The organism is Gordonia gummivorans (assembly GCF_022513585.1).
Classification (GTDB): Bacteria; Actinomycetota; Actinomycetes; order Mycobacteriales; family Mycobacteriaceae; genus Gordonia.
On the sequence record NZ_JAKWBF010000019.1, the window covers coordinates 78,782 to 100,830 of the forward strand.

Annotated in this window: 24 protein-coding genes; 10 read left to right on the forward strand and 14 right to left on the reverse strand. The window is 63.8% G+C overall.

What is annotated here, in order from left to right; all coding sequences use genetic code 11:
* Position 1: 1 nt before the first annotated feature.
* On the reverse strand, positions 2-346 hold the full coding sequence (locus MKW15_RS15020; RefSeq protein ID WP_240859640.1) for a hypothetical protein: 345 nt from the start codon (positions 344-346) through the stop codon (positions 2-4).
* Between the two features lie 103 nt (positions 347-449).
* Here MKW15_RS15020 and MKW15_RS15025 point away from each other — a divergent pair, with 103 nt between their 5' ends.
* From MKW15_RS15025 to MKW15_RS15035, 3 genes are all read left to right on the forward strand, one after another.
* Positions 450-971 (forward strand): Uma2 family endonuclease, encoded by a 522-nt coding sequence (locus tag MKW15_RS15025; RefSeq protein ID WP_240859641.1) that lies wholly within the window; start codon positions 450-452, stop codon positions 969-971.
* An 88-nt stretch (positions 972-1,059) separates the two neighbouring features.
* Positions 1,060-1,320, forward strand: coding sequence for a helix-turn-helix domain-containing protein (locus MKW15_RS15030; protein ID WP_240859643.1), 261 nt, complete (start codon positions 1,060-1,062; stop codon positions 1,318-1,320).
* A gap of 5 nt (positions 1,321-1,325) precedes the next feature.
* Positions 1,326-2,204: a Clp protease N-terminal domain-containing protein gene (locus MKW15_RS15035; RefSeq protein ID WP_240859645.1), complete on the forward strand. Its 879-nt coding sequence runs from the start codon at positions 1,326-1,328 to the stop codon at positions 2,202-2,204.
* A gap of 86 nt (positions 2,205-2,290) precedes the next feature.
* Here MKW15_RS15035 and MKW15_RS15040 read toward each other — a convergent pair whose 3' ends face one another.
* Both MKW15_RS15040 and MKW15_RS15045 read right to left on the reverse strand, forming a co-directional pair.
* Positions 2,291-2,698, reverse strand: coding sequence for a hypothetical protein (locus tag MKW15_RS15040; protein ID WP_240859647.1), 408 nt, complete (start codon positions 2,696-2,698; stop codon positions 2,291-2,293).
* A gap of 88 nt (positions 2,699-2,786) precedes the next feature.
* Complete coding sequence (locus MKW15_RS15045) at positions 2,787-3,656, reverse strand: 1,4-dihydroxy-2-naphthoate polyprenyltransferase (protein WP_240859656.1); 870 nt, start codon at positions 3,654-3,656, stop codon at positions 2,787-2,789.
* Between the two features lie 355 nt (positions 3,657-4,011).
* Here MKW15_RS15045 and MKW15_RS15050 point away from each other — a divergent pair, with 355 nt between their 5' ends.
* Positions 4,012-4,701, forward strand: a complete 690-nt coding sequence (locus MKW15_RS15050) for a hypothetical protein (RefSeq protein ID WP_240859657.1) — start codon at positions 4,012-4,014, stop codon at positions 4,699-4,701.
* Positions 4,702-4,759: 58 nt separating this feature from the next.
* On the opposite strand, the gene menE is transcribed toward MKW15_RS15050, so the two are convergent.
* From menE to MKW15_RS15075, 5 genes are all read right to left on the reverse strand, one after another.
* Entirely contained in the window at positions 4,760-5,842 is a 1,083-nt protein-coding gene (menE, locus tag MKW15_RS15055; protein WP_240859710.1) for an o-succinylbenzoate--CoA ligase, read from the reverse strand.
* A gap of 82 nt (positions 5,843-5,924) precedes the next feature.
* On the reverse strand, positions 5,925-6,281 hold the full coding sequence (locus tag MKW15_RS15060; RefSeq protein ID WP_240859658.1) for a DUF3349 domain-containing protein: 357 nt from the start codon (positions 6,279-6,281) through the stop codon (positions 5,925-5,927).
* A 121-nt stretch (positions 6,282-6,402) separates the two neighbouring features.
* Positions 6,403-6,717, reverse strand: coding sequence for a DUF3349 domain-containing protein (locus MKW15_RS15065; protein WP_240859660.1), 315 nt, complete (start codon positions 6,715-6,717; stop codon positions 6,403-6,405).
* A 29-nt stretch (positions 6,718-6,746) separates the two neighbouring features.
* Positions 6,747-7,031: a hypothetical protein gene (locus MKW15_RS15070; RefSeq protein ID WP_240859662.1), complete on the reverse strand. Its 285-nt coding sequence runs from the start codon at positions 7,029-7,031 to the stop codon at positions 6,747-6,749.
* A gap of 34 nt (positions 7,032-7,065) precedes the next feature.
* A complete protein-coding gene (locus tag MKW15_RS15075; RefSeq protein WP_240859664.1) occupies positions 7,066-8,292 on the reverse strand; it encodes an inorganic phosphate transporter in 1,227 nt (408 codons plus the stop codon).
* A gap of 205 nt (positions 8,293-8,497) precedes the next feature.
* Here MKW15_RS15075 and MKW15_RS15080 point away from each other — a divergent pair, with 205 nt between their 5' ends.
* The 4 genes from MKW15_RS15080 (at position 8,498) to MKW15_RS15095 (ending at position 12,767) form a co-directional block, all read left to right on the forward strand.
* A complete protein-coding gene (locus tag MKW15_RS15080) occupies positions 8,498-9,562 on the forward strand; it encodes an LLM class F420-dependent oxidoreductase (RefSeq protein ID WP_240859670.1) in 1,065 nt (354 codons plus the stop codon).
* Positions 9,563-10,013: 451 nt separating this feature from the next.
* Positions 10,014-11,561 carry a tyrosinase family protein gene (locus MKW15_RS15085; RefSeq protein ID WP_240859672.1) on the forward strand — a complete coding sequence of 516 codons (1,548 nt, stop codon included), beginning with the start codon at positions 10,014-10,016 and terminating at the stop codon, positions 11,559-11,561.
* 2 nt (positions 11,562-11,563) lie between these two features.
* Positions 11,564-12,343: a DUF2182 domain-containing protein gene (locus MKW15_RS15090; protein ID WP_240859674.1), complete on the forward strand. Its 780-nt coding sequence runs from the start codon at positions 11,564-11,566 to the stop codon at positions 12,341-12,343.
* Positions 12,344-12,485: 142 nt separating this feature from the next.
* Positions 12,486-12,767, forward strand: a complete 282-nt coding sequence (locus MKW15_RS15095; protein WP_308221056.1) for a hypothetical protein — start codon at positions 12,486-12,488, stop codon at positions 12,765-12,767.
* Positions 12,768-12,938: 171 nt separating this feature from the next.
* On the opposite strand, the gene MKW15_RS15100 is transcribed toward MKW15_RS15095, so the two are convergent.
* Positions 12,939-14,567, reverse strand: a complete 1,629-nt coding sequence (locus tag MKW15_RS15100; protein ID WP_240859675.1) for an HNH endonuclease signature motif containing protein — start codon at positions 14,565-14,567, stop codon at positions 12,939-12,941.
* A gap of 141 nt (positions 14,568-14,708) precedes the next feature.
* Positions 14,709-16,958 carry a hypothetical protein gene (locus tag MKW15_RS15105; protein ID WP_240859676.1) on the reverse strand — a complete coding sequence of 750 codons (2,250 nt, stop codon included), beginning with the start codon at positions 16,956-16,958 and terminating at the stop codon, positions 14,709-14,711.
* A 175-nt stretch (positions 16,959-17,133) separates the two neighbouring features.
* On the opposite strand from MKW15_RS15105, the gene MKW15_RS15110 reads away from it, so the two are divergent.
* Both MKW15_RS15110 and MKW15_RS15115 read left to right on the forward strand, forming a co-directional pair.
* The gene (locus tag MKW15_RS15110) at positions 17,134-17,430 is read left to right on the forward strand and encodes a hypothetical protein (protein WP_240859677.1); all 297 of its coding nucleotides are present in this window, start codon (positions 17,134-17,136) and stop codon (positions 17,428-17,430) included.
* Positions 17,431-17,719: 289 nt separating this feature from the next.
* Entirely contained in the window at positions 17,720-18,853 is a 1,134-nt protein-coding gene (locus MKW15_RS15115) for a hypothetical protein (RefSeq protein WP_240859678.1), read from the forward strand.
* On the opposite strand, the gene MKW15_RS15120 is transcribed toward MKW15_RS15115, so the two are convergent.
* The 4 genes from MKW15_RS15120 to MKW15_RS15135 form a co-directional block, all read right to left on the reverse strand.
* Positions 18,850-19,269 carry a hypothetical protein gene (locus tag MKW15_RS15120; RefSeq protein WP_240859679.1) on the reverse strand — a complete coding sequence of 140 codons (420 nt, stop codon included), beginning with the start codon at positions 19,267-19,269 and terminating at the stop codon, positions 18,850-18,852. The genes MKW15_RS15115 and MKW15_RS15120 overlap by 4 nt on opposite strands.
* A 323-nt stretch (positions 19,270-19,592) precedes the next feature.
* Entirely contained in the window at positions 19,593-20,087 is a 495-nt protein-coding gene (locus tag MKW15_RS15125) for a hypothetical protein (RefSeq protein WP_240859680.1), read from the reverse strand.
* A gap of 25 nt (positions 20,088-20,112) precedes the next feature.
* Positions 20,113-21,402 carry a hypothetical protein gene (locus MKW15_RS15130; protein WP_240859681.1) on the reverse strand — a complete coding sequence of 430 codons (1,290 nt, stop codon included), beginning with the start codon at positions 21,400-21,402 and terminating at the stop codon, positions 20,113-20,115.
* A gap of 198 nt (positions 21,403-21,600) precedes the next feature.
* Entirely contained in the window at positions 21,601-21,990 is a 390-nt protein-coding gene (locus MKW15_RS15135; RefSeq protein ID WP_240859683.1) for a hypothetical protein, read from the reverse strand.
* Between the last annotated feature and the right edge of the window lie 59 nt (positions 21,991-22,049).

Here is a 22,049-nt window from a genome sequence, read left to right on the forward strand (position 1 = left end):
CTCAGCGTCCTCGCGGGGGACGATTCAGATCCCCCAGTGCGGCAAGCCTGTTGGCCGCCGACATATCGGTGCCGGTGTACTCGTCGGCGGCGCGCTCGAGCAACGATTTCCACGCCGACCGTCGTCCACCGATCACCGCGATCGCCGACGCGACGCCATCCATGCACTCGCGTAGCGCAGCACGAGTCTGCAGCCCGTCCAGGCCGGTCCCGGCGAACATGAACTCCTGCCGCGCCCGTGCCGACGTCGGGGGCCACTCCGGTCCTCCGAAGCCCATGGTGACATCGAAATTTCGTGCAGCTGTGCGTAGTTCGGATGGGTCGACCATCACAGGTGTCGGTGTCATTGTGATTCCCCCCGTCTGTCGATGGCTTGAGACTAGCGTCGTATGAGACAGCCTCGGCAGAATTGTCCACAGCCCACGGGCGTTGATGGCTATCCTCGAAAGCATGAACGGACCCCGGCTTCTCTCGCTGGATGATTGGCGTGCGTTGCCGGTCGACGAGGGCGCTCGGAGCGAACTTCAGGAAGGCGTGCACATCCGCTCGCCCCGACCCGGCAAGACGCATGCGCGCGTCATTGCTCGGTTGCTGACCCAACTCGCCTCTCAGCTGCCGGCTGACCTGGAAGCGTTGCCGGAGGTGGAGATCGTCGTCGTTCACCGGCCTCCGCCGACCGTCCGAGTGCCCGACGTCGTGGTCTGCACGGCCACCGCCGACGATGCCGTGGCCGTTACCGATGTCCTCGTGGTCATCGAGGTGATCTCCCCGGGGTCGCGACGGACCGATCGCGTGACCAAGCTCAGCGAGTACGCGGAGGCGGGCATCCGGTTCTATTGGATCGTCGACCCCGCCGATCGCGCGATGACAGCACTCGAGCTGACCCCGGCCGGATACCGCGGCGAGGCGCACGCCGGCACCTATCAGATGGCCGGTCCCGTCGACCTCGTCATCGATCTCGACGCGCTGTAAGACCAGCTCAACACATGCATTCGAAGGACCTCAAACCCGGTCGTCAAGAATTATTGACATCCTCGACCTGTCAAGATAACCTGACATCATGCACGACGACGAGAACAACTCAGATCAGGCCCAAGGCGACCTGACCGGCGCTGCCACGAGTGGTGATCCGGCTGAGGGTCTCGCCGCGGTCCGTGCCTTGCGCACACTGGCCGACCGGTTGGAAGACATCCACGTGGCCAACGCCCGCAGCGCGGGCTGGAGCTGGCAGGCGATCGCGGAGGTACTGCAGATCAGCCGCCAGGCCGTGCATCAGAAACATTCACAACGTGAGGCCCGCGATCGGGCCGAGAAGGAGTAACAACCATGTTTGGTCAGTTCACACGAGACGACAAGATGATGATCGGGTTCGCCGTCCAAGAGGCGAGCGACCTGTCCCACAACCACCTCGGAAACGATCACCTGATCCTCGGGATGCTGTGCAATGCGCGCAGTCCGCTGTTCGCCCTGCTGGGTGAGCAGGGGCTGACGCTGGCCGGCGCGCGGGACGTGGTGCGGGAGTTCCATGCCCAGCAGGATTCCGAGGAGTCCGAGGCCGCCGACGATCAGGCCGCCGAGGAAACCGCCCAGCAGCGGTACGACGAAGACCGAGAAGCCCTGCGCGGCATTGGCATCGACCTCGACAAGCTGCGTTCCGCGGTACGCGATCGCTTCGGCGAAGACCTCAGCGAAGGCTGGGGAGAGCGTGAACCGCGGGGACGCGGACGTCGCAGGGGATCCGACGGCAGTGGACCCGACGGCTGCGGACCCCGCGGTCGTGGACGTGGGCGGCGCGGTCACCACGGACACGGACATGAAGCCCGCGGTGGATTCGGTCCCGGTGGGCCCGGCTTTGGGTCCGGCCCCGGTGGTTTCGGCCCCCGTGGTTTCGGTCAGGGCGGACCGTTCGGCCCGGGGTTCGACGACGAGGCCGGCAACCCCTGGGAAGCCGGACGCGGACGCCGCGGCCCGCGCGGCCGGGGTTCGCGACCACGCTTCGCCAAGGAGACCCGGGAGGCATTTGGCAAGGCAGTGGAGATCGCGCGTGAGCGCGGCGACCGCTCGCTGCGGGCCGAGTACCTGCTGCTCGGCATCATCGACACCGCCGACGCCGCGTCGCGCGCCGTGATCGATTCGGCCACCAACGCCGACGATCTCAAGGCCGCAGTGCTGGCATCGTTGCCGGAGGTCGAGGCCGGGGTGTAGTCATCCGGTCCAACTGAAACGAGAATGGACGCTGCCGTCGGCAGCGTCCATTCTCGTTCGGCTCAATTCATCTGCTCAGATCGAGATCAGTAACGGACCCCCGAAAGACCGACCCACACGGTCTGACCATTGCGAGTGGGCTTGATGCTCTGTGTGACAGCGTGGGAAATGGGGAAGCGCTCCGGCTTGGTCTTCCCGGGCTTCTTCGCGCACCACACCTGAGCGCTGACTTGTTGAGACTTGTTCAGATTGACCTTCGCGTAAACGAGGTCATCGCCCCAGTCGAATTTGCCGCCCGTGGTCCACGTGTTGCCGACAGCGGCGAGAATGGCGAACACCGAGCCGCCGGCCGGGCAGTTGCCCAACCACTTGGGGAACGAAATGTAGATCCAGCCCGTACTTGCCTGTGCGGGTGGCGTCGCCACGGTTGCCCCACCCACAGCTATCGACAACGCGACCAGCATCGCGATTGCAGACCTTCGAATCACACTCACTTGCCCTCCTCGAGTTGAACTCAGTGAGCTGATTCGATCACGCCGCCAGACCGACCCGGTACCGTCGATCGGACGAAATCGGCCGGGCTCAGCCCAACGCCAACGCCACCGCTGTCACCACCGACCACGCCAGCATCGCCTGCCCGGTCGCGCCGAGCGAGGGAATCAGCGCCGGTCCCAGGGCACCCGCACGGACTGGTCGCAGGGCCACCCACACCAGCGGCACCACGAGCAGTCCGACCAACGCCCACCACGTCGCCAACACCAGCACGACGGTCATGACGAACGGCACCAGCAACAGTTCGGTGTAGAGCCGTCGGGTTCCCGCATCACCGAGTCGCACGGCGAGAGTGATCTTGCCCGACTCGCTGTCACTGGGGATGTCGCGCAAGTTGTTCACCACCAACACCGCTGTGGAGAACGACCCGACAGCTACCGCCGAGGCCAAGCCGGCCCAGTCGACCGACCCGACCGTCACGAACTGCGTGCCGAGCACAGCGACCAGCCCGAAGAACACGAAGACCGCGACCTCACCCAGCCCGATGTACCCGTACGGGCGTTTGCCGCCTGTGTAGAACCACGCGCCCGCGATCGCCACGGCGCCGACCGCCACCAGCCACCACGCCGTGGTCACCGCCAGCACCAATCCCGCGACCGCCGCGATCCCGAAGCAGATGAACGCGGCCGACTTCACGGCGCCGGGGCTCGCCGCACCCGACCCGACCAGCCGCATCGGACCCACCCGGTCGTCGTCGGTGCCACGGATGCCGTCGGAGTAGTCGTTCGCGAAGTTCACGCCGACGATCAGCGCCAAGGACACCACCAGTGCGAGCCCGGCCTTCCACCACGAGATGTCGTCTATCCGCAGCGCGGCGCCCACACCGGCGACGACGGGTGCCACGGCATTCGGGAGCGTCCGAGGACGTGCGCCCTGGATCCACTGCGATGCGGTTGCCATTGCATCATCGTGTCACGAGACCGACAGTGATTGGACACTGCCACTGTCGGATTGCAGGTCACGTTCCGCGGACTGACCAACTGTTTGGATGCCGTAATTGGCGCTGGCGTGGTGTCACAGAGGGCACGTGCGTTCAAGCAAGGCTGAATTCTCGCCTATCGGTGGCTCGATCAGACGCAACTGGCGGGCACGTTGGATTGCCGAGCATCAGCCGGAGACGTAATTGGACGCCGACCTTGGTAAAGCATCTACCCCACGGTGGTAAATGCGCTGTAATGGCTCCTAGTAATCGAGGTGGACAGCCTCCGATGAAGATCAGAATCTCGACGCCGTTCGGACAAGAAGGTAGAGGGACATGCTGAAGAATGCGCTTGTGGCGTGCACGGTTTCTCTAATTGCGGTTATTGCATGGGGTATGACCGCTCGTTGGCCAAGCGGCGCAACCGCCTCGGCAATCGCTCTTGGACTGATTACTGTCGGCTTCGTTGGGGCACTGCTCGGACGACGTGTCGCACAGTCCCCGCCTGTTGGAGGTAATCCGATTGATCCCTCCAAAGAGATGGCCTACTGGCTTCTTGGATTCGTGGTCGTGTCGATCGCGGGCGGATTGGTCGCATGCGGCATCTTCGCCCGATGGAAGGCAGAAGCTGTTGTTCCATGTTCAGTCTTGTTGTCGGCGACGCTCGTCGGAGGTCTGCTCGGCTTCATTTTTGGTGTTCCACGATCGAGGTCGCACAGCGCGACAGCGAGTACCAGCCAGGATCTGGCTAGCAAAATCGATGCGAACACGAACCTCGAGAAGATCAGCGATTGGCTGACTACGGTCCTGGTCGGCGTAAGTCTCGTCCAGTTTCGTGCAATCGGAGATTTCATAGTCGATTTCTCGACTTCACTGGCTGCCAACATGGGTACCGAACCTGGTGATGGAACTGCGACATTCGTCGGCGGTGTCATGATCGGAGGATTTGGCGTCGGATTCATTTCGGGTTGGCTGTTCTGCCGCCTGCTGTTGGGTGCCGCGATGAAGAAGGTTGACGAAAGCTAGCTGCTCGCGGAAGGCTTGAAGAGCCAGCATCATATAGTCGCGGTTTCGCGGCACGCCATCAAGCGAACCGCGCCTTCAACGCCGCGCGATCCACCTTGCCGGGTCCGCGCAACGGCAATTCCGACACCTCGACGACCTCCCGGGGTGCCGCGAATTTCTCCAACCGCTCGGCAACCAAAGTACGAATCCGCTTGTCGTCCAACCGCTCTCCAGCAGCGACGACCACAAATGCCACCACCTTTTCGCCCAGCCGCTCGTCGGGGACCCCGACCACCGCGCATTCGGCGACGGCCGGGTCGTCGGCGATCACCGCTTCCACCACCTGCGGTACGACGGTGAGTCCGCCGGTGGAGATGGCGTCGTCGGCGCGGCCGACGATCCGCAGCAGCCCGTCGACCACGACCCCCAGATCGTCGGTGCGGAACCATCCGGGCGACGCGAACGCGGGATGGTCGGGCAGATTCCGATACCCGTGCGCGACCATCGGCCCCGACAGCTCGACGCGCCCGACCCCATCCGATCCGGCGTCGACGATGCGCACCTCGACCCCGGGCAACGGCACACCGTCGTAGACGCATCCGCCCGCAGTCTCGCTCATCCCATACGTCCGCACAATGCGCAGTCCCGCATCTAACGCCCTGCGCTGCAACGGCTCCGGGGTGGCAGCACCGCCGACGAGAATCGCATCCAACTCGCGCGACGCAGCGACAGCGGCGGGGGAGGAGAGCACCTTGATCAACTGCGTCGGCACCAACGACGTGTACCGCCGCGGCCCGTCAAGAGACGCAAGAGCCTCAACATAGGCGGAAACGTCAAACCCGCCACCCACATCCAACACAACCGGCGTGTACCCATTCGCCAAGGCGCGCAACAACACTTGCAGTCCGGCGATGTGATGCGGCGGCAGTGCGAGCAACCAATTCCCGGGACCACCGAGGTGAGCAGCCGTGGCCGCGGCAGAGGCTCGCAGCGTCGTCGAAGTGTGTTGTGCCCCTTTTGGAGTGCCCGTCGACCCCGACGTCGAGATCACCAGGGACAGCTCGTCGGGGATCGGCTCCCCGACGCCCAGCGCGGACCCAAGACGTTCAGCAGCAACTGGATCGTCGGGAACCGGCAGATACGCCCGACCACCGTCGAGCATCGCCGACAACTCCGCACGCGAGTCGAGCACCAAGGGCCCCGACGGCAGGGTCAGGGCTTGCAGAACGTGGGTCGCACTCACCTCAGTCGTCGTGATCCGGACCGGGCTCGGGGTCGTCGGAATGCCCGTTGGACAGCGGTTCGTCGTCGAAGGGCCACCCGGCTTCTTCGAGGTGCCGGCGAACGCGGGCGATGTCGTCCTCGTGCGGCAGTTCGTGGGTGACCTCGGTGATCTTCACCCCGGCGTCGATCTTGGAGATGGGTTCCGGCGGTGGGGGAGACTCGCGGATCAGGTCGGACGAGACGGTCTCGACCTCGTCCTCACTCAGCTGGCGACGCAGAATCGCGACCAAGGGGATGTAGTCGCCCTGGGGGACGCCGTCGGGGTAGCCGGCGCGCAACCACTCCACGATGCGTTTGAGCAATTGTGGTCGATCCACGATCCATCCCCCCAATCGGTGAGTTCACCCTCGTGATGAGGGCAGGGCGGCATTGGCGCCATTGTATTGCCTCCCCGGGGCAAGACAGTTGCTCGCGCTGCGCACGAGCGTTGGTCAAAGACTATCGACCTGCAGGAACTGCCGACAACGGCCAGCCTGCGGCGGCCAGACGACCCGCGACCTGATTGATCTCGTCGGCGGTGGGCTCGTCGTTGGTGACCTTCTCGATCGCGCCGGCGATCTGTTCTTCGGTGACCGGCTGGTCGACGCCGTACTCGCGCGCCAGGGTCAGCGCGACCGTCGTGACGTCCTCTTCATCGAGCACACGCACCAGCAGCGCCAGCAACGGCGGGAACTCGGTGGGCGGAATGCCTTCGGGATAGCCGGTGCGGATCCAGTTGATCGCGGATTCGAACAGTGAAGGGCTGTCGGCCACGTTCACGTGCCTTTCGTCGAAACGGTTGACTACTTGTAGAACTGGCTCGGGAAGATCTGGATGTCGAAGTAGTAGTAGATCGTCTGACGCGTGATCCACAGCAGGGCGATGATGATGACCGCCGCGACCAGCGCGAAGATCGCGTAGCCGACCGCACGGAGCGCCGGATTGCCGTGCGAGACAGTGCCATCCGCGCTGGCGTCGGCCGTTCCCGCCGCTTGTATGCGCAGGCCGATGGCGAACAGAGCAGGCAGGCCGGCACCGAAGATCAGTCCGACGACGAGCACCTTGACAATTGATTCGACGATGTCCATCTGAGCAGAAGTCCTTTCGTGTCCGTCGGAGAGATCAGGCGACCGTGGTCGGGCCGGTGGTCTTCAGCTCGGAGGTGTCGGCCGGGATGATCGAGTCGCTGGACTCGTCCCAATCGGCGTTGACGTTGTGGGAGTCGATCTTGTTCTGCTGTGCGCGCCAGTACATGTAGCCCGACGCGGCGATGAGGATCACGAAGATGGTGATCGCGCCCGCGACGTCGCCCATCAGGTGAGCGATGTAGTAGCAGCCCGCGCCGACAAGCCCGGCGGCCGGGAGCGTGGTGACCCAGGCGACCGCCATACGTGCTGCGACCGCCCAGCGAACCTGGGCGCCCTTCTTGCCGACGCCCGAACCCAGGATCGAACCGGTGGCGACCTGCGTCGTCGACAGCGCCATACCGGCAGCGCTCGAGGTGAGGATGATCGCGGCCGACGACGCTTCCGCCGCCATGCCCTGCGGGGAGGAGATCTCGACCAGGCCCTTGCCCAGGGTGCGGATGATGCGCCAGCCGCCGAGGTAGGTGCCGATCGCGATCGCGGCAGCACAGCTGAAGACCACCCAGAACGGCAGACCGTGGCTCACCGATTCGCTGGTGAGGTGTCCGGTCACGATGAGCGCCATCGCGATGACACCCATGGTCTTCTGCGCGTCACCGGTTCCGTGTGCGAGGGAGACCAGCGACGCCGACGCGATCTGGCCGTAACGGAAGCCGGCTTCCTTGCGACCTTCGGCGACCTTCTTGGTGATGGCGAAGACCAGCCAGGTGCCGCAGGCGGCGACCAAGCAGGCGATCACCGGCGCGAAGAGGGCCGGGATGATGATCTTGGAAAACACGCCGTGCCAGTTGATGCCGGACAGGCCGATCGCTGCGATGCCCGACCCGATCAGTCCACCGAACAACGCGTGCGACGACGAGGAGGGCAGGCCGAACAGCCACGTGAAGAGGTTCCACAGGATGCCGCCGATGAGGCCCGCGAAGATGATCAGCAGGGCGGTGATCGGAGACAGTCCTCCGGTGATGTCGCCCGACTTGGACTGGATGTTGAGCACATCCTTGGTGATCGTGGCCGCGACCTCGACGGAGAGGAACGCTCCGACGAGGTTGAGGATCGCCGAGATACCGACGGCGACCTTGGGTTTGAGGGCGCCGGTGGCGATCGAGGTCGCCATCGCGTTGCCGGTGTCGTGGAATCCGTTGGTGAAGTCAAATCCCAGTGCCGTGATCACGAGCAGCACCAGGATCAGCATCTCTCCGCTCATGGGCATAATCATGCGATGCCGAGGCCGGTTCCGCATAAATTTCGGAGGACCGAAATCCCTATTGTGACCTGCAGGTTTGCCTCACCTGTGTGACTGTTCACCAGTTGTTCATCTTGCCGACAGCGAGCGTCCATCTGAAGCGTGAGCGAACGGTCGCTCGGCCGGGTCTCGGCAAGGCGTGTTTGCTGTGGAAGAATCCGTCGGCATGACATCGATGAAGCTGGGCATGCCGATCAACTACGCCGGGGATTTCCGCGAGACCATCAACAATCTCGCCGATTTCGAGGCCGCCGGCGTGGAGCGGATCGCGGTCCCGGAGGCATACAGCTTCGACGCCGTCAGTCAGCTCGGCTACATCGCCGCGAAGACCGAGAAGATGGAACTGCAGACCGCCATCCTTCCGATGTTCTCGCGCACACCCACCAACCTCGCCATGACGGCGGCCGGTCTCGACTACATCAGTGGTGGCCGCGCCGTGCTGGGCATCGGAGCGTCGGGCCCGCAGGTCATCGAGGGCTTCCACGGCGTCAAGTACGACTACCCCGTCGGCCGCGCCCGCGAGCACGCCGAGATCTGCCGTCAGGTGTGGCGCCGCGACAAGGTGAACTTCCAGGGCAAGCACTACACCCTGCCGCTCGACGAGGAGCACGGCGGATCGGGGCTGGGCAAGTCGTTGAAGATCATCAATCACCCTGTTCGCGAACGCATCCCCATGCTGCTCGCCGCGATCGGCCCGAAGAACACCGAGCTCGCTGCCGAGCTGTTCGAGGAGTTCCAGCCGATCCTGTTCCACCCCGAGCGCATCGGCGAGGCCTTCGGTGAGGGACTGGCCGCCGGCAAGGCCAAGCGCGACCCGTCGCTCGGCGAACTCGGCATCGTCGTCCAGTCGACCGCCCGCATCTCCGACGACGAGGAGCAGCTGCACAACGCTCGCGAACTCGTCCGCCACCACGCTGCGCTGTATATCGGCGGTATGGGCGCGCGCGGCAAGAACTTCTACAACACCCTCGCCCAGCGCTACGGCTACCCCGACGAGGCCAAGATCATCCAAGACCTCTACCTCGACGGTAAGAAGCTCGAAGCCGCCGCCGCCGTCCCCGACGACCTCATCGACTCGATGTCGCTCATCGGCACCCGCGACCACGTCGCCGAGCGCGTCGCCGCCTTCAAGGAAGCCGGCGTCACCTGCATCCTCGTCTCCTCGACCGCCCCGACCCACAAAGAACGCGTCGCCGAGACCGAGATCCTTCGCGACATCTTCGGCGGCTGACGCGCACCTACTACTGGTTGAGCAGCGACGAGCGAGCGTAGCGAGCCCGACGCGTGTCGAAACCCGGTGAGCCAACCGTGTCCGCACCCCACTCCGCTCCCTGAGGTGCGACGAGCGTTAGCGAGGAGCCTCGAAGGGCTGGCGACCCGACTGTGTCCGCAACCACACGCACCCCCCGCTGGTCGAGCCGACACCGAGCCGCTAGGCGAGGCGTCGTGTCGAGACCACACGCGACCCAACCATGTCCGCAACCACCACCAAGCGAATTCATCGGCTCGAAGCAATCCCATACATCAACTGATTTGTGATCCATTCCGTTCTCGCGCCAAACATCAACCGGCACAAAGCAATGTCGCAACCCGCACCGTAGTTTTCCAATCGTGACGCCAAACCGCCGAAAGCCTCGCTAGAATAATCTGCTGAATGGGGGCCGACAGCGAGGAGCGCTGCGATGGTCGGGACCGCATTGGCGAGACGCAACGTCTGGGAGCTCGGAAATCCCTGGGCCGACGACATTCTCTGGTACGCACGCGGTGTGGCCGCGATGATGGAACGGCCTCTCGACGATCCGTTGAGTTGGCGATTCTTTGCCGCGATGCACGGGTTCGATCCGGTGAAGTGGCAGGGGTTCGGATACTTTGATCCGCAACAAGATTCGCTGCCATCGCAAAGCGTCCAGAAGGATTTCTGGAAGCAGTGTTGGCACGGGAGTTGGTATTTCCTGCCGTGGCATCGGGGCTACTTGATCGCGTTCGAGGCGGCGGTGCGCGCCGAGGTGATCGCGCTCGGCGGACCCAGAGAGTGGACGCTGCCGTATTGGAATTACTTCGCGATGGGCGAACAGGCGATCCCCCCGGCGTTTGCCTCCGCGTCGTGGCCGGATGGCGCCAACAATCCATTGTTCGTGTCGGCACGTTTTGGCCGTAATGGTGATGGGGTGGTCGTGATTCCGCTCGACGACCCGATCCCGGACCTCGACATAAACCTTGACGCTCTGGACAATCCGCTGTTCTCGGTGGCCGCCGACGGCGGTGCGATCGGTTTCGGCGGCTCCGATACGGGGTCGTTCCATCACCGGGCGCCGCACGGTGAACTCGAATCGAACCCACATGATCTGATCCACGTGCTCATCGGCGGCCTGGATACTCCGGGTCTCATGAGTAATCCGGCGACAGCGGGTCTCGATCCGATCTTCTGGCTCCACCACGCGAACATCGACCGCCTGTGGGAGACGTGGCGGCGTCGGACGCCTCCGGTCCATTCCGATCCCACCGACAACAGCTGGCTCGACGGCCCGACAGCAACCGGCGGCCCGGCGTTCACGCTGCCGCTTCCTCCCGCCGAGGACGGACAACCTCCGCAGACGTGGACCTTCACCCCGGAGCAGATGAGCGATCTCGCCGCACTGGGGTACGGCTATGACAACTACACCGACGGAATCGCGGTGCGGAGTCCGGCGCGAATGAACGTCCTTCTCGCAATCCAAGACAACGGACAGGACGGCGAACCCACCATGTCTCAGCCGAGGACGCCCGGCAGCGCCGAACTCATCGGCGCAACGCAAGAACCGATGTCCGTGGTGGGTGGCGAAGCGACAGCCAGCGTTCAGTTGGATCCCGACGCCCGACGAACCGTCACGCCGAGTGTGCTGCCCATGGATGCGCCAACCCGACCCGACCGCGTCTACCTCAACCTCGAGAATCTGACCGCGGCGCACGACGGGCCGATTCTGCGGGTGTATGTGGGTGACCCGAACGGTGATGAGCAGGTCGCCGGCAGCGTCGCGCTCTTCGGTGCCGCGCCGGACAGCGAGATGGGCGATACCCCCGACAACGACGGCATGACCGCGGTCCTCGACATCACCGACATCGTCGAGAATCTCCATCTCGCCGACGACGACCTCCACGCGTTGACGGTCCGCGTGGTTCCGGTCAATCAACTCGACGCCGCGTCCGATGTGCAGATCGGCCGGATCGGTATCTATCGACAAAGTCACTGACCATGACGACGCTGGCTGCAATTCAGCGACGCCGCATCCGCGTTCCGTTCTGGATTGCCGCAGCGGTGGCGTGGCTGGAGTTGATCGCCGGCGCGTTCGGGGTGAGCTTCGGCGTTGGGATGGGCTCGCACGCCCATGCACACGACGCGGCGACCATGGCTCCCGCCGATTCGATGGCGATGCATGCGGTTCCCGTGTCTGAGTTCGGGCGCACCGTCGTCGGCATGATCGTGATGGCGGTTGTGATGATCGTCGCGATGATGTTCCCGCTCCTGGCCGCTCCCGTTGCTCATCTGCGGGCTCGGAGCTTCCCGAAGCGTCGACTTCGGTCGATGGCGCTGTTTCTGTTCGCGTACACCTCGGTATGGACAGCCGCATGCCTGGTCCTGATGTTGGTTTTGCTGCACTTTCGCAACATCGATCAGGCCGGCCTGGTCTACCTGCTGATCGTCGTGGCTGCAGTCTGGCAATTCTCGCCGGCAAAACAGCGGTGCCTCAACCGTTGTCACCAACGTCCGGTCGTCGCCGCATTTGGTGGCGATGCGGACCGGGGTGCGCTGAGATATGGTGCTCGCCACGCGATGTGGTGCGTCGGTTCGTGTTGGGCGTTGATGTCGGTGACTCTCGCACTTGGCGCCCTGCAGTTGCCGGCGATGGCCGCCGCGACCGTGTGGATTGCCGTCGAACGCAAGTCGTCACCGAGCAGGCCTGCCTGGGAATTCCGGGTTCCGCGACTCTCCTGGCGGCGACCGCTTCTGATGATCTCCCGCTCCGCTCACTGAGCTGAGCCGGTCCCGCTCCCTGAGGTGCGAGGAGCGCAAGCCGCCGGGCTGAGGAGCCCCCTGCGAGGTACGAGCATGGAGCGTCTCGAAGTCGACGAGCCTCGAAGGGTCACACCACGCGCCCGTTCGGCATACTGGCCCAGTGTCTCCACCCGTGCTGCACCATCCCGACCTGTTCCACGCGATCGTGCTGCTCAATCTGCTGGTCGTCACCGGTGCTTGGTGTCTGGCACGCCCGAGTTACCCCGCCGCGGCGATCCTCACAGCGCTCGGTATCGCTTGGCTCTTCTGGAACGGGCCCCTCGAGGGCAGGATTCTGTACAGCATCAACCTCGAGCATGGTCTGACCGAGTCAGACCTGTTGTCCGCCATCGCCTTCGTGATCGCAGGTGTGACGGCATGGCGGAAGCGGTCAGCCAGTTAACCGAGCCCCCACGCTGATCGAGCCACCCCCGCTGATCGAGCCGACTCCGAGCCGCTAGGCGAGGCGTCGTGTCGAGATCACTAACGCGCCCGCCTACCCGGGCCGACCCCACCGCTGATCGAGCCGGTACCGAGCGGAGCGAGGCACCGTGTCGAGATCACTAACGCGACCCTACGACCCAAGCCCGAGATGCTCTTCCAGCATCCCGACGAATCGACGCTCGATCACCGACTCCGGGTTGATGGTTTGTCGGAGTTGGAGTCGGGCGAGTTCGTTTCGCGTGCGGGCGTTTTCGAGCAGCTGGAAGTGCCCGACGACATTGTCCTCGGTTGCCTGTGTGTCACCGTCGTCCGGCGGGCCGTGGATTTCCGCACGCACCCTGTTGAGGTGTGCGGTGAATCCGGCGGCGATGTCGGGGAAGCGGTTGATGCGGTCGGGGTTGGGTGGTGCGCCGGGGTGGGTGTTGAGTCGCCACGCGCACCGTCCGGCGTCGGGTCCGTCCTCGATGATCCAGGTGGTGAACTGGCCCGGTTTGGGCCCGACTCGCCGGTTATGCGGTGGGCAAGCCGGGTACAGTTCGGTGATGTCGGTGTTGCCGCCCAACGCGAAATCCAGTTTGGCGTGGTGTATTTCGACGTGGGTGGCCGGTTGATCACAGTCCGGTGCCGAACACCGTTCCCCGCCGATGCGAGCAAACGACGCCAACCGTTGGGCCATGGAGGCCAACCGTTTACCCTGCCCCAAGAACAGCGGTTCGGGCTTGGCGCCATCGAAGATCGCCAGCCACGGCTGCACCTGTCCGGCCATGCCGATCAGTTCAGAGATAGGGATGACCCCACCGGTGGCGGTGGTCGCCACCCCGGACCCCCGGACCAAATCCTCCAAGTTGGCTTTGACGATCAGCTGGATCGGCAACCCGCGATGGGTCTTGCCGAGCAGACCGTCTTCCAGCACCGCTTTCAACAGGGCGTTGAGCGCATCGTGGTTGCACTGGGCCACCGACCGCCCGTCCCGCAGAGCGGCCGCGGCCACCACGTTGGGATTCGCGTCTTCGTAGGACCCCGACGGAGACTCGGGGTCCTGTGGGTTGTTCATCCCGGGCTGCGCCCACGCGGCCAACATCGTCGCAAATCGGTTGGCGAGAACGGGATCGAGGGTGCCGGTGAGCTTGGACGTGCCGTCGGCGCGTTGCTTGTTCATCCACAGGTTGCGGCGCCGCGCGCGGTCGGCGTCGTCGGTCAGGGTGCCGTCGGGGTCGAGGTGACCGAGGAGGCGTTGTCCGGCGGTGGCGATGTCGTTGGGGGTGTGTTCTTTGGCGATGTCGACCATCTGCCGCTCAGCCGCGACCTGCACATCGTGCGGGGTGGTGTGCGGGATCTGATCAAGCGTGTCGAGCACGGCGCGGATATGTCCGTGTCCGATGCTGCCCTCGGCGAACGCTTCGGCCACCACGGGGAAGCGGGGTTCGCGTTCTTCGCCGGTCGGCTGGCGGAAGGTCGCGGTGACGGCCATCTGGGCGCGGCGTCGACCGGGATCGGACACGCGCAGGCGGGCGTTGAAGAAGTTGGTGGGGCTGCGATATCCCATGCGGTGGGGCAGATCTCGATCCGACACCTCGACCAGCTGCCGGTCCCCGGCATAAGTCATGCGGGCCAGCGCCTGTTCGTGGGCGGCGGCAACCTCGACCAGTTCGTCGTCGGTGCAGGCGGTCAGATCGGCCTCGACCAGCTCGTCGAGCAGGGCATGGACCTGCGCCACCAACTCCGCTGCGCGTGACGTGCCGCCGAAAGTTTTGGTCATCCGATATTCACCCCCGATCCCCGCCTATCGAATGCAAGTTCGAAGGTACACGTTCGCACAGATGTTCGCAAGGCATTTGGCCGAACTTGTGGAAGAGACTTTTTCCGCTCGCCGGAAACGCTGCGAGGTGCACAAATCCCGCTATCTCGGTTTGAGCGTTACGACGTACGGCCGTTCGACGGCATAGAGCTGGATCGCATCGCCACTCCTCGCAATCGCATACCCGCCGTCGACCTGCATACCCGCGGGTGGGCCCTCGTATCGTCCGGATTCGCGTGGCCCATCGGGCCCGTCGGAGACGATCCGTGTGTCGCTTTCACTCATCGTGACCAGTGCGACGCGATCGCGCGCCTCGAATCCCGGCAGGAAGTGCGCATAAAGAGCGTCGCCGAATCCGGCCGCCTCCGCGAGTTCCATGGCCCCGGGGTCATGGGGTGGCAGCGGTTGCGGATTGAGGTCCACGTCGCCTGCCCCGATCTGCTCGAACATCTCGTCCGCGTCGGGACGGTAGGCCTCGGAGATCAACTCGCCGTCGATGATTCGCCCGACGTAGGCCACACCCCGTTCGTCGCGAATTGCCGCTGCCTCGGCAGGACCAACTTCGGCCAACCACGTGAATTCCGCGGTCTGGACGCGGATCGCACCGCTGAAACTCTGTCGTGATCGAAGTTGTGCGACGACATCGTGCATCCCGTCGGCCAAGGCCGCCACAGCGGGAACGTGTGCGACACCGCTGCTGTCGGGGCCGACCTGAATGCGCAGGTTCAACCCGCTGACGATGACCACCTCGTCAGGATCGAGGTCAACGATCGACAGGAGGTGAATGTTGAGGCCGAGGGGCGCGTGAAACCACACGATCCAGTTGGGGTCCTCGAGCGGCGGCGGCTTGAAGTCGTCGATGGTGATTGCCTCGCCCAGAACAAGTTTGAGCCACACGCCGGAGAGCCGGAGGCAGTCGTCGAACCAGTTGACCTGTACGTCGAGGCCTTCGCCGCCGCGCTTGTTCTGGATGACGGGTGTGCCGAGATCGAAGAAGCGCACACCGCGTGCGGTGCGGACGATGACCTGCACGTTGTCGGTGATCTTGCGCGCTTGTCCGACGGTGAGATCGAATCCGACGCCGTTTGCATCGGCATCCATCCCCAGCCAGTTATTGGGGGAAAGGACTTCCGCGCCGCAGAGTGCACCGGCGTCGGCGAGGTTGACGCCGGCTTGGACGCGCACCCGCGGGTTCGTCGGTTCGAAATGTGTGGGCGGCAAGCCACTTCCGCCGCGGGCCAGTGCGCGGCAGTGCCCCCACCAGGTGGGTTTTCCGAAGTGGAAGATCGTCGGGTCAATCGTGCCCCGATTGCCCTGCGGTGCAGGGGTCACCGGTCCGCCGATCGTCATTCCCGCTGGGCTCGAGGAGATCCCCGCCCAGCGCGGTTGAGCGCCCAGGATGGACGGGAGCGACGGAAGGGTGATGTCGTACCAGAACTCCTGGTTGTTGTGATTGACAAACGGGAACATTCGCCGCATCTCGCCGCGGGCGTACTTGGTGACGATCGCCTCGAAGGGCGCCGCGATCCCGCTGAGATCGATGTCCCAGTGTCCCGAAATCCGCAGGGTGGCAGGAAGTATGAAGGATGGTCCGGCCGCAATGGTGGCCGCGGCACTGGCGACTTCGATCAGGTCCAGTGCGCGCAGGTCGATGGTCGTTGTAGCGACAATTGCCGGTGTCGGGCCCTCGCCGTGCCACCGGACGCTCACCGCAACCGGCAAGTCGGGCGGGATCTGGCGCTTCAGGAGCCCGACGACCTCGTCGGCGTCGAGGAAGACACCCCACGTTTGACTGGCGCCGAGATGGGACACGACCTCACCCGACGAGCCGAATCGCAGTGCGACAACACCGTTCCCGCGACCGAGGTCGGGCGACGCGTCGACGTATGCGCCGAGCGCGCTGATGATCGGTGAGCAGTCGAGGAGAACCATGCCGTTGAGTGGCGTAAGTGCGTTGTCGACGCGCTGCTTGATCCGATCTCGCACAGCCGGTGGAAGCCCACTCGCGGCCGGTACCGAACCAGCTTTGACGATGGTCAGCGCCTGGTTCTTGATCCCGAGTTGAATGAGGATTTCGGTCTGGGTTGCGGCGGTCGTTGCGCCGGTGGGCGCGGAGTTCGGGTGTGCGACGAGATCTGCCTGTGTGATAGCAAATATGGAGACCGTCAGTCGAAGATCCACTCCGCCTGCGGCGTTGTTGGAGAAGGCGACAGATCCCGGAACGGTATCCAGGTGGTCGACCGTGACCGCCGCGGTATTCGTCGGCACGCACATCGTGTAGAGCCGCGCCTGCACCCACTCGATGGTCGCTTGTGCGAGTGCACTCTCGCGGACTTGGAGTTCGAGTGTCATCCGGGCCGCCTTCAGCCAGTTACGCAGGGGTTTCGCCGCCACTCAGTATCTCGCGTCGACCGAGACGGCCGCGTCCCCTGTTCGAGGGACGGGTCTCCGTCAAGGACGCGAACTTGCCGAGTCTGTGCATACGATTGCCCGACGGCATGTTCAGTGGGTTGGGGGGGCTGGTGCGATGGCCGAGTACGACGAGGCGCTTCTGGCGTCCGACATCGAGGACGGCCTGCGCGAGATCGGCAGCTTCGACATCACATGCCCCGAAGCCGACGTCGACCGGGTTCGCTCGATCGGCCGGCGCGTCGGCCGCGAGCTCGGCTGGAAGATCCAGACCGTCCGATCCGCCGTCGCCGTCAACGGCATGGTGCGCGTCGTGATCGTCGTCAAGGAATCGAACCCGTTGCACGCGCAGCTGATTCGCATTCGCGAGGAGAAGGCCATGCGTCGGGCAATGGAACGGACCGCCGACGACTGAGCATATCCACGTAGTGCTCAGTTGGCGCATCGCCAGATCGAGTAGTCGGCTACTCGTTACAGGCGCTCGAAGAGTTGGGAGGGTGGTTTCGGCGTCAAGGACGGGAGAAGCCATGCGCCGGGACTTGGTATCCGGATCAAGTGCACATTCGCAGCAAGCCGAGTGGGAACCGCGACCGCCTGGTGCTATTCAGGCCCTCGAGGCACTTCAGGAGGACCAGCGTCATAACTGGGAGGCGACACCCTTCAACCATCGAGAAGACCTTCGGAGAAAGCTGTTCCAGGATCGTGTGAGTGCCGCACTTCCGGCGACAATACCGTCGAACCTGGGTGAGATTGACTTCACCAAGCTGTTCGCAGAAACGACCAGCCCGGAAGCGGAGGACGAGATCCGCCAACAGGTCGACAATCTGCTCCATCAGTACCGCCTCGACGATCCGACGCAATGGTCTCAGTACGAACCGCCCGGAATCGCTTGGGGCTTGGCCAAGTTGTGCGGCCGGATCGAACGAACGATCAAGAGTGCTCAGTCATGGTCACTGAATTCGGTTCCGGCTGTGGGCACTCTCGCGACCGGCCAGCCCGTCGCCGTCATTCAGACAGCGCCCGACGACGCGGTGCCGCCGAAGGATCACACCGTGATCGTCGTCGAGAACGGCACATTCGAGTTTGCGGCGAGATTGGCGCAAGTCGGTGTGATGAGCCTGCTGGAGTTCGACCACTATGAGACGTTCGGGATGTCGAGCCCGGCGACGGCACAGATACTGTGCGATATCGCCGCCTCGCAGTCGATCGCCGACTCGTCTCTCGACGTCTCGGCACGCAAACTGCCGCCCGGATTGGAGAACCTGAAGCCGCTGGTGGACGCAACCTGTCACGCGATCATCGCCTTCATCCTGAGCCACGAGTATGGGCACCTGCTGAGTGACGATCTGGCGTCGCATCACATGGGATCCGATGGCGTTGTCGAGCCTGAAGTGGAGTATGAAGCCGACGCGGTCGGTGCCGCCATGACCAAGTGCGTGATCGACGAGACCACCGACCAACCTTTTGCCGCCGTTCTCGGGCCGGTGCTGTATCTCGCGGGTGTCAACATCAGGGATCGCCTGAATGCCATCTTCGATCCGGACGACAATGGCCATCCTCCCGCGGACAAGCGTAAGGACGAGCTCCTGGAGGTGATCAGGTCCGTCCTGGAACCCAAGGAGAAGTATGGCACCTACGCGGAGCGCGCCGCGACTGCCTATAAACAGGTCATGTCGATCTGGGAGCACATTGAACCAGTGGTGCGCACGGAACGTGATGAGTTGCAGCATATCCGGGACTTGTACAAGGACAGGGACAGTGACCTGCTCATGTTGCGGATCTTCGCGATGCGCAGTCTCTGGTCGTGCTACACGCAGTCGACTGCTGATAGTAGCTAAAGAAGAATCACGGCGGCCGCGATGACCACGGCGACACTGAACAGTGCCAAGGCAACGGCGCTCAGTTGGAACCGCGTCGTCGCCAGCCGTCGGAGTTCGTCGTCGACTTCGGAGAAGTTGTCGCGAGATACCTTGAGCCGCTGCGTCACCATCGCCAATGATGCGACGATGCCGCCGATGAGGAGAAGTGCCACAGACACCCCGAGAAGGCGAAGTTCGAGCTGCGAGGATTGCGACGATTTGTATTCGTTGAGTGCGACGACCGCTGCGATCGCCGAGAAGCATGCAGTGACCATCTGTTTGGCGAAGGCAACGACGGTGGTGTTCTCGGCGGCTTGCAGTTGCGCTACGAGCTTGACCTGTCGCTTATCGTCGCTGCCGAGAGGTTCAGTGTCTAACTGATCTACTTCAGACATCCCTCACCGCCTCAACCTTGAATGGCCGCGCCCGGCCGGGCGGTGGCCTGAACGTCGCCACGAACTCTTTGCCGTCGACGGGGCATCGATACCTGAGCTTTGTGCGTCCGGCGGGAGCCGAACCGAAGGTTCCACCCGCGGAGCCCACCACGAGGACGTGGGTGTGTTCTTCGCCGTTTCGGCATCTCACGCTAATCTCAAAGGGCTAACTGGATTTCATCACGACATCCCCGTCTGTGCTGGTGGACAAATCGGTGGCCAGATTTACCGTAACGCAGGTGGCGTGGCATTCGGCTGCACGTAGGTTCCGTGAATGACCATCGTCAGGAGAAAATCAACCGCCCGATCTCGACGGCTGTCTGTTGTATCTGTGGCGTCTCGGATCTCGCGCCGTGCGCGGCGAGAATGCCTCCGCCGGTGCTATGGAACACAACGCCGTTCGAGTGCGCGGTCGCGAAACAGACCACGGCGATCACGAGGAAGATGAGACCGAGGACGATCACGAACCGACCGAGTTCCGAGTAGCTGCTGAAAAAGAAGAACAGTGCCATCCCCAGAGAAGAGAGTCCGTACAGGACGCGTCTCGTCGACGTCGCACTGCCACTGGTGACATTCGAGATATGGCGTAGCGGAGCCTCTTCCAGCAGGTAGCCGCTGGGGATGACGCCGAACAGTTGGTGTGGACGGTGCACCATCACGCGGCGATCGGTGATGGTCACCGTCGTCTTGAGGTGCGTGAGGATCATGTGCGGCGTGAATTGTGTTTGAAATCGGACGCTTTCGCCCATGACGAGCGGGGTTTGGATGGGTGCGGTCATCGTCTCTGCCTTTCGGGGTGGTGGCTCACGAGATGTAGACGGTGGTTCCTTCGGGTGAGGAGGTGTCGCTGATGTACTTGCCGAAGCAGTGGTCGCGGTCGAAGCCTTGCTGCACGCACCAGGCGGCGGCCGCGGCGCCCGACGCAAAGGTCTGCTCGGTCACCGTGATCCACCAGTTGTTCACGGTGAACACTGGCCATTCGTTGCTCCAGAGGAGTCGCGTTCCGCCGAAGCGCGCGTTCAGGGCTGCGAACTCGTCGAGGATGTCGGTGTACTGCCACGTCTTACCGTCGGTGAAGAGGCCTGGCTGTTTGGCGCTGAGTTGGGCATGCCATCGGTTGTTGCCGCTCCCGAGGATCACCGGCCGATCGTGCGTGACCTGCGCCCGAAGGCTCTGCCCCGATGCCTGTTCCGGGCTCGCACCAGCCGGCACGTAGGTGGCATCGGGTTTTAGGCTGACAGCGGCGTACTCGGTGGCCGACTGAACCTGGGGGACGCTGTCCATGCCGACAGTATCGACAGTCGTCGTGAGGGCAGACGGCTCGATGGTGTCAGGCAGCGCGTAGAAGCTGCCCGGCGGGAAAGTGAACGTGATCGACCGTCGCTGGCCGTCCGACGGCGGAATCCCGACGGGCTTGACCGACAGATCGAAGCTCCCTGCAGCCACCAGACCCGTCGGCGAATTCACGACGACCCGCGTCGCCGAGTTCGACAGCACATCCCCGGTATCGCACGAACTCGACGCCGACGTCGTGACCGCCAGGCCGGCGTCGGTGAGCGCAGTGGATACGACGGTGAGGTTCGGGGGAGTGCTGCACGTTGTGTACGTGTCCGGCATCGACGGTTGGCCCGCGGCATTGCGGTCCGATTGGTCGTCCTTGGCCCCGCCGCCGAACAGCAGCCACGCGACGACGGCTACGGCGATCACCAGCACCACGGCTGCGGCGCTCAGGCCGATCAGTGCACCCGACCGAGGCGCGGGTGCCGGCGCGGGTTGCGGCCAGCCAGTCGGTGGCGACGGATAAGGAGTCGGCTGGGCATAGTGGTATGACGCAGAAGGTGGCATCGCGGGCGGTGGCCGCACAACAGCCTCAGTCCGCTGATCTTCGACGAAGGGCGCGACGGTGGTCTCTTTCGTGAGCGACACCGTGGAATTGTCGTTGCCGATGACAGTCGACGGATCGACGACCGTGGTCACCTCGTCTTCGGTGGGCAGATCGTCGGCCGGCAGCGGTACTGGCGTTGTCTGCTCTGGGCGTTCATTCGGTTGAATGACGGTCGATGTCGAGGAGTTCGACGCTGGGCTCCAGCCCATCCAGTCGAGTGTCAGGCGTGACGGCCTACTCGAATCACCATGCACTGCATTATTGTCCGCATCAGTACCCATGGCCGTTCCTCGGTGCGCGCATGGCGGATCCTGCTTGATCGATGTGGCGGACAGATGCAGGGGAGTATGGCAGGCGTACCGCTCGCATGAGCGAGATCTGACACTGATCGATTGTCTGAATGACAGTCAGGTGAAGATCAACCGTCCGATCTCGACGCCTGACTGTTTGATCTGTGGAAGCTCGGATTTCGATCCACGCGCTGCCAGCACGCCAGTACCGGTGCTATGGAAGAAGACGCCGTTAGAGTGCGCGGTCACGAACAGCGCGATGGCAATCGCGAGCACACCAGGCCGAAGAGAACGGCGAGGACGCCAAGCATCGCGCTGCTCGAGAAGTAGAAGAACGCGAATGCCAGACACATAAGCCCGTACGAGATGTCGCCGTGGATGTCGCACTGCCACTGGCGATTTGCGAGACATGGCGGAGCGGGATCTCGTCCTGCAGATAGCCGCTGGGATGACGCCGAACAACTGATTTGGGTAATGGACGACCACCTGTTGGTCGGTGATCGTCATCGTGGTCTTCAAGTGGTTGAAGATCACGTGCAGCGTGAACTGCGTCTAAAAGCGGACAG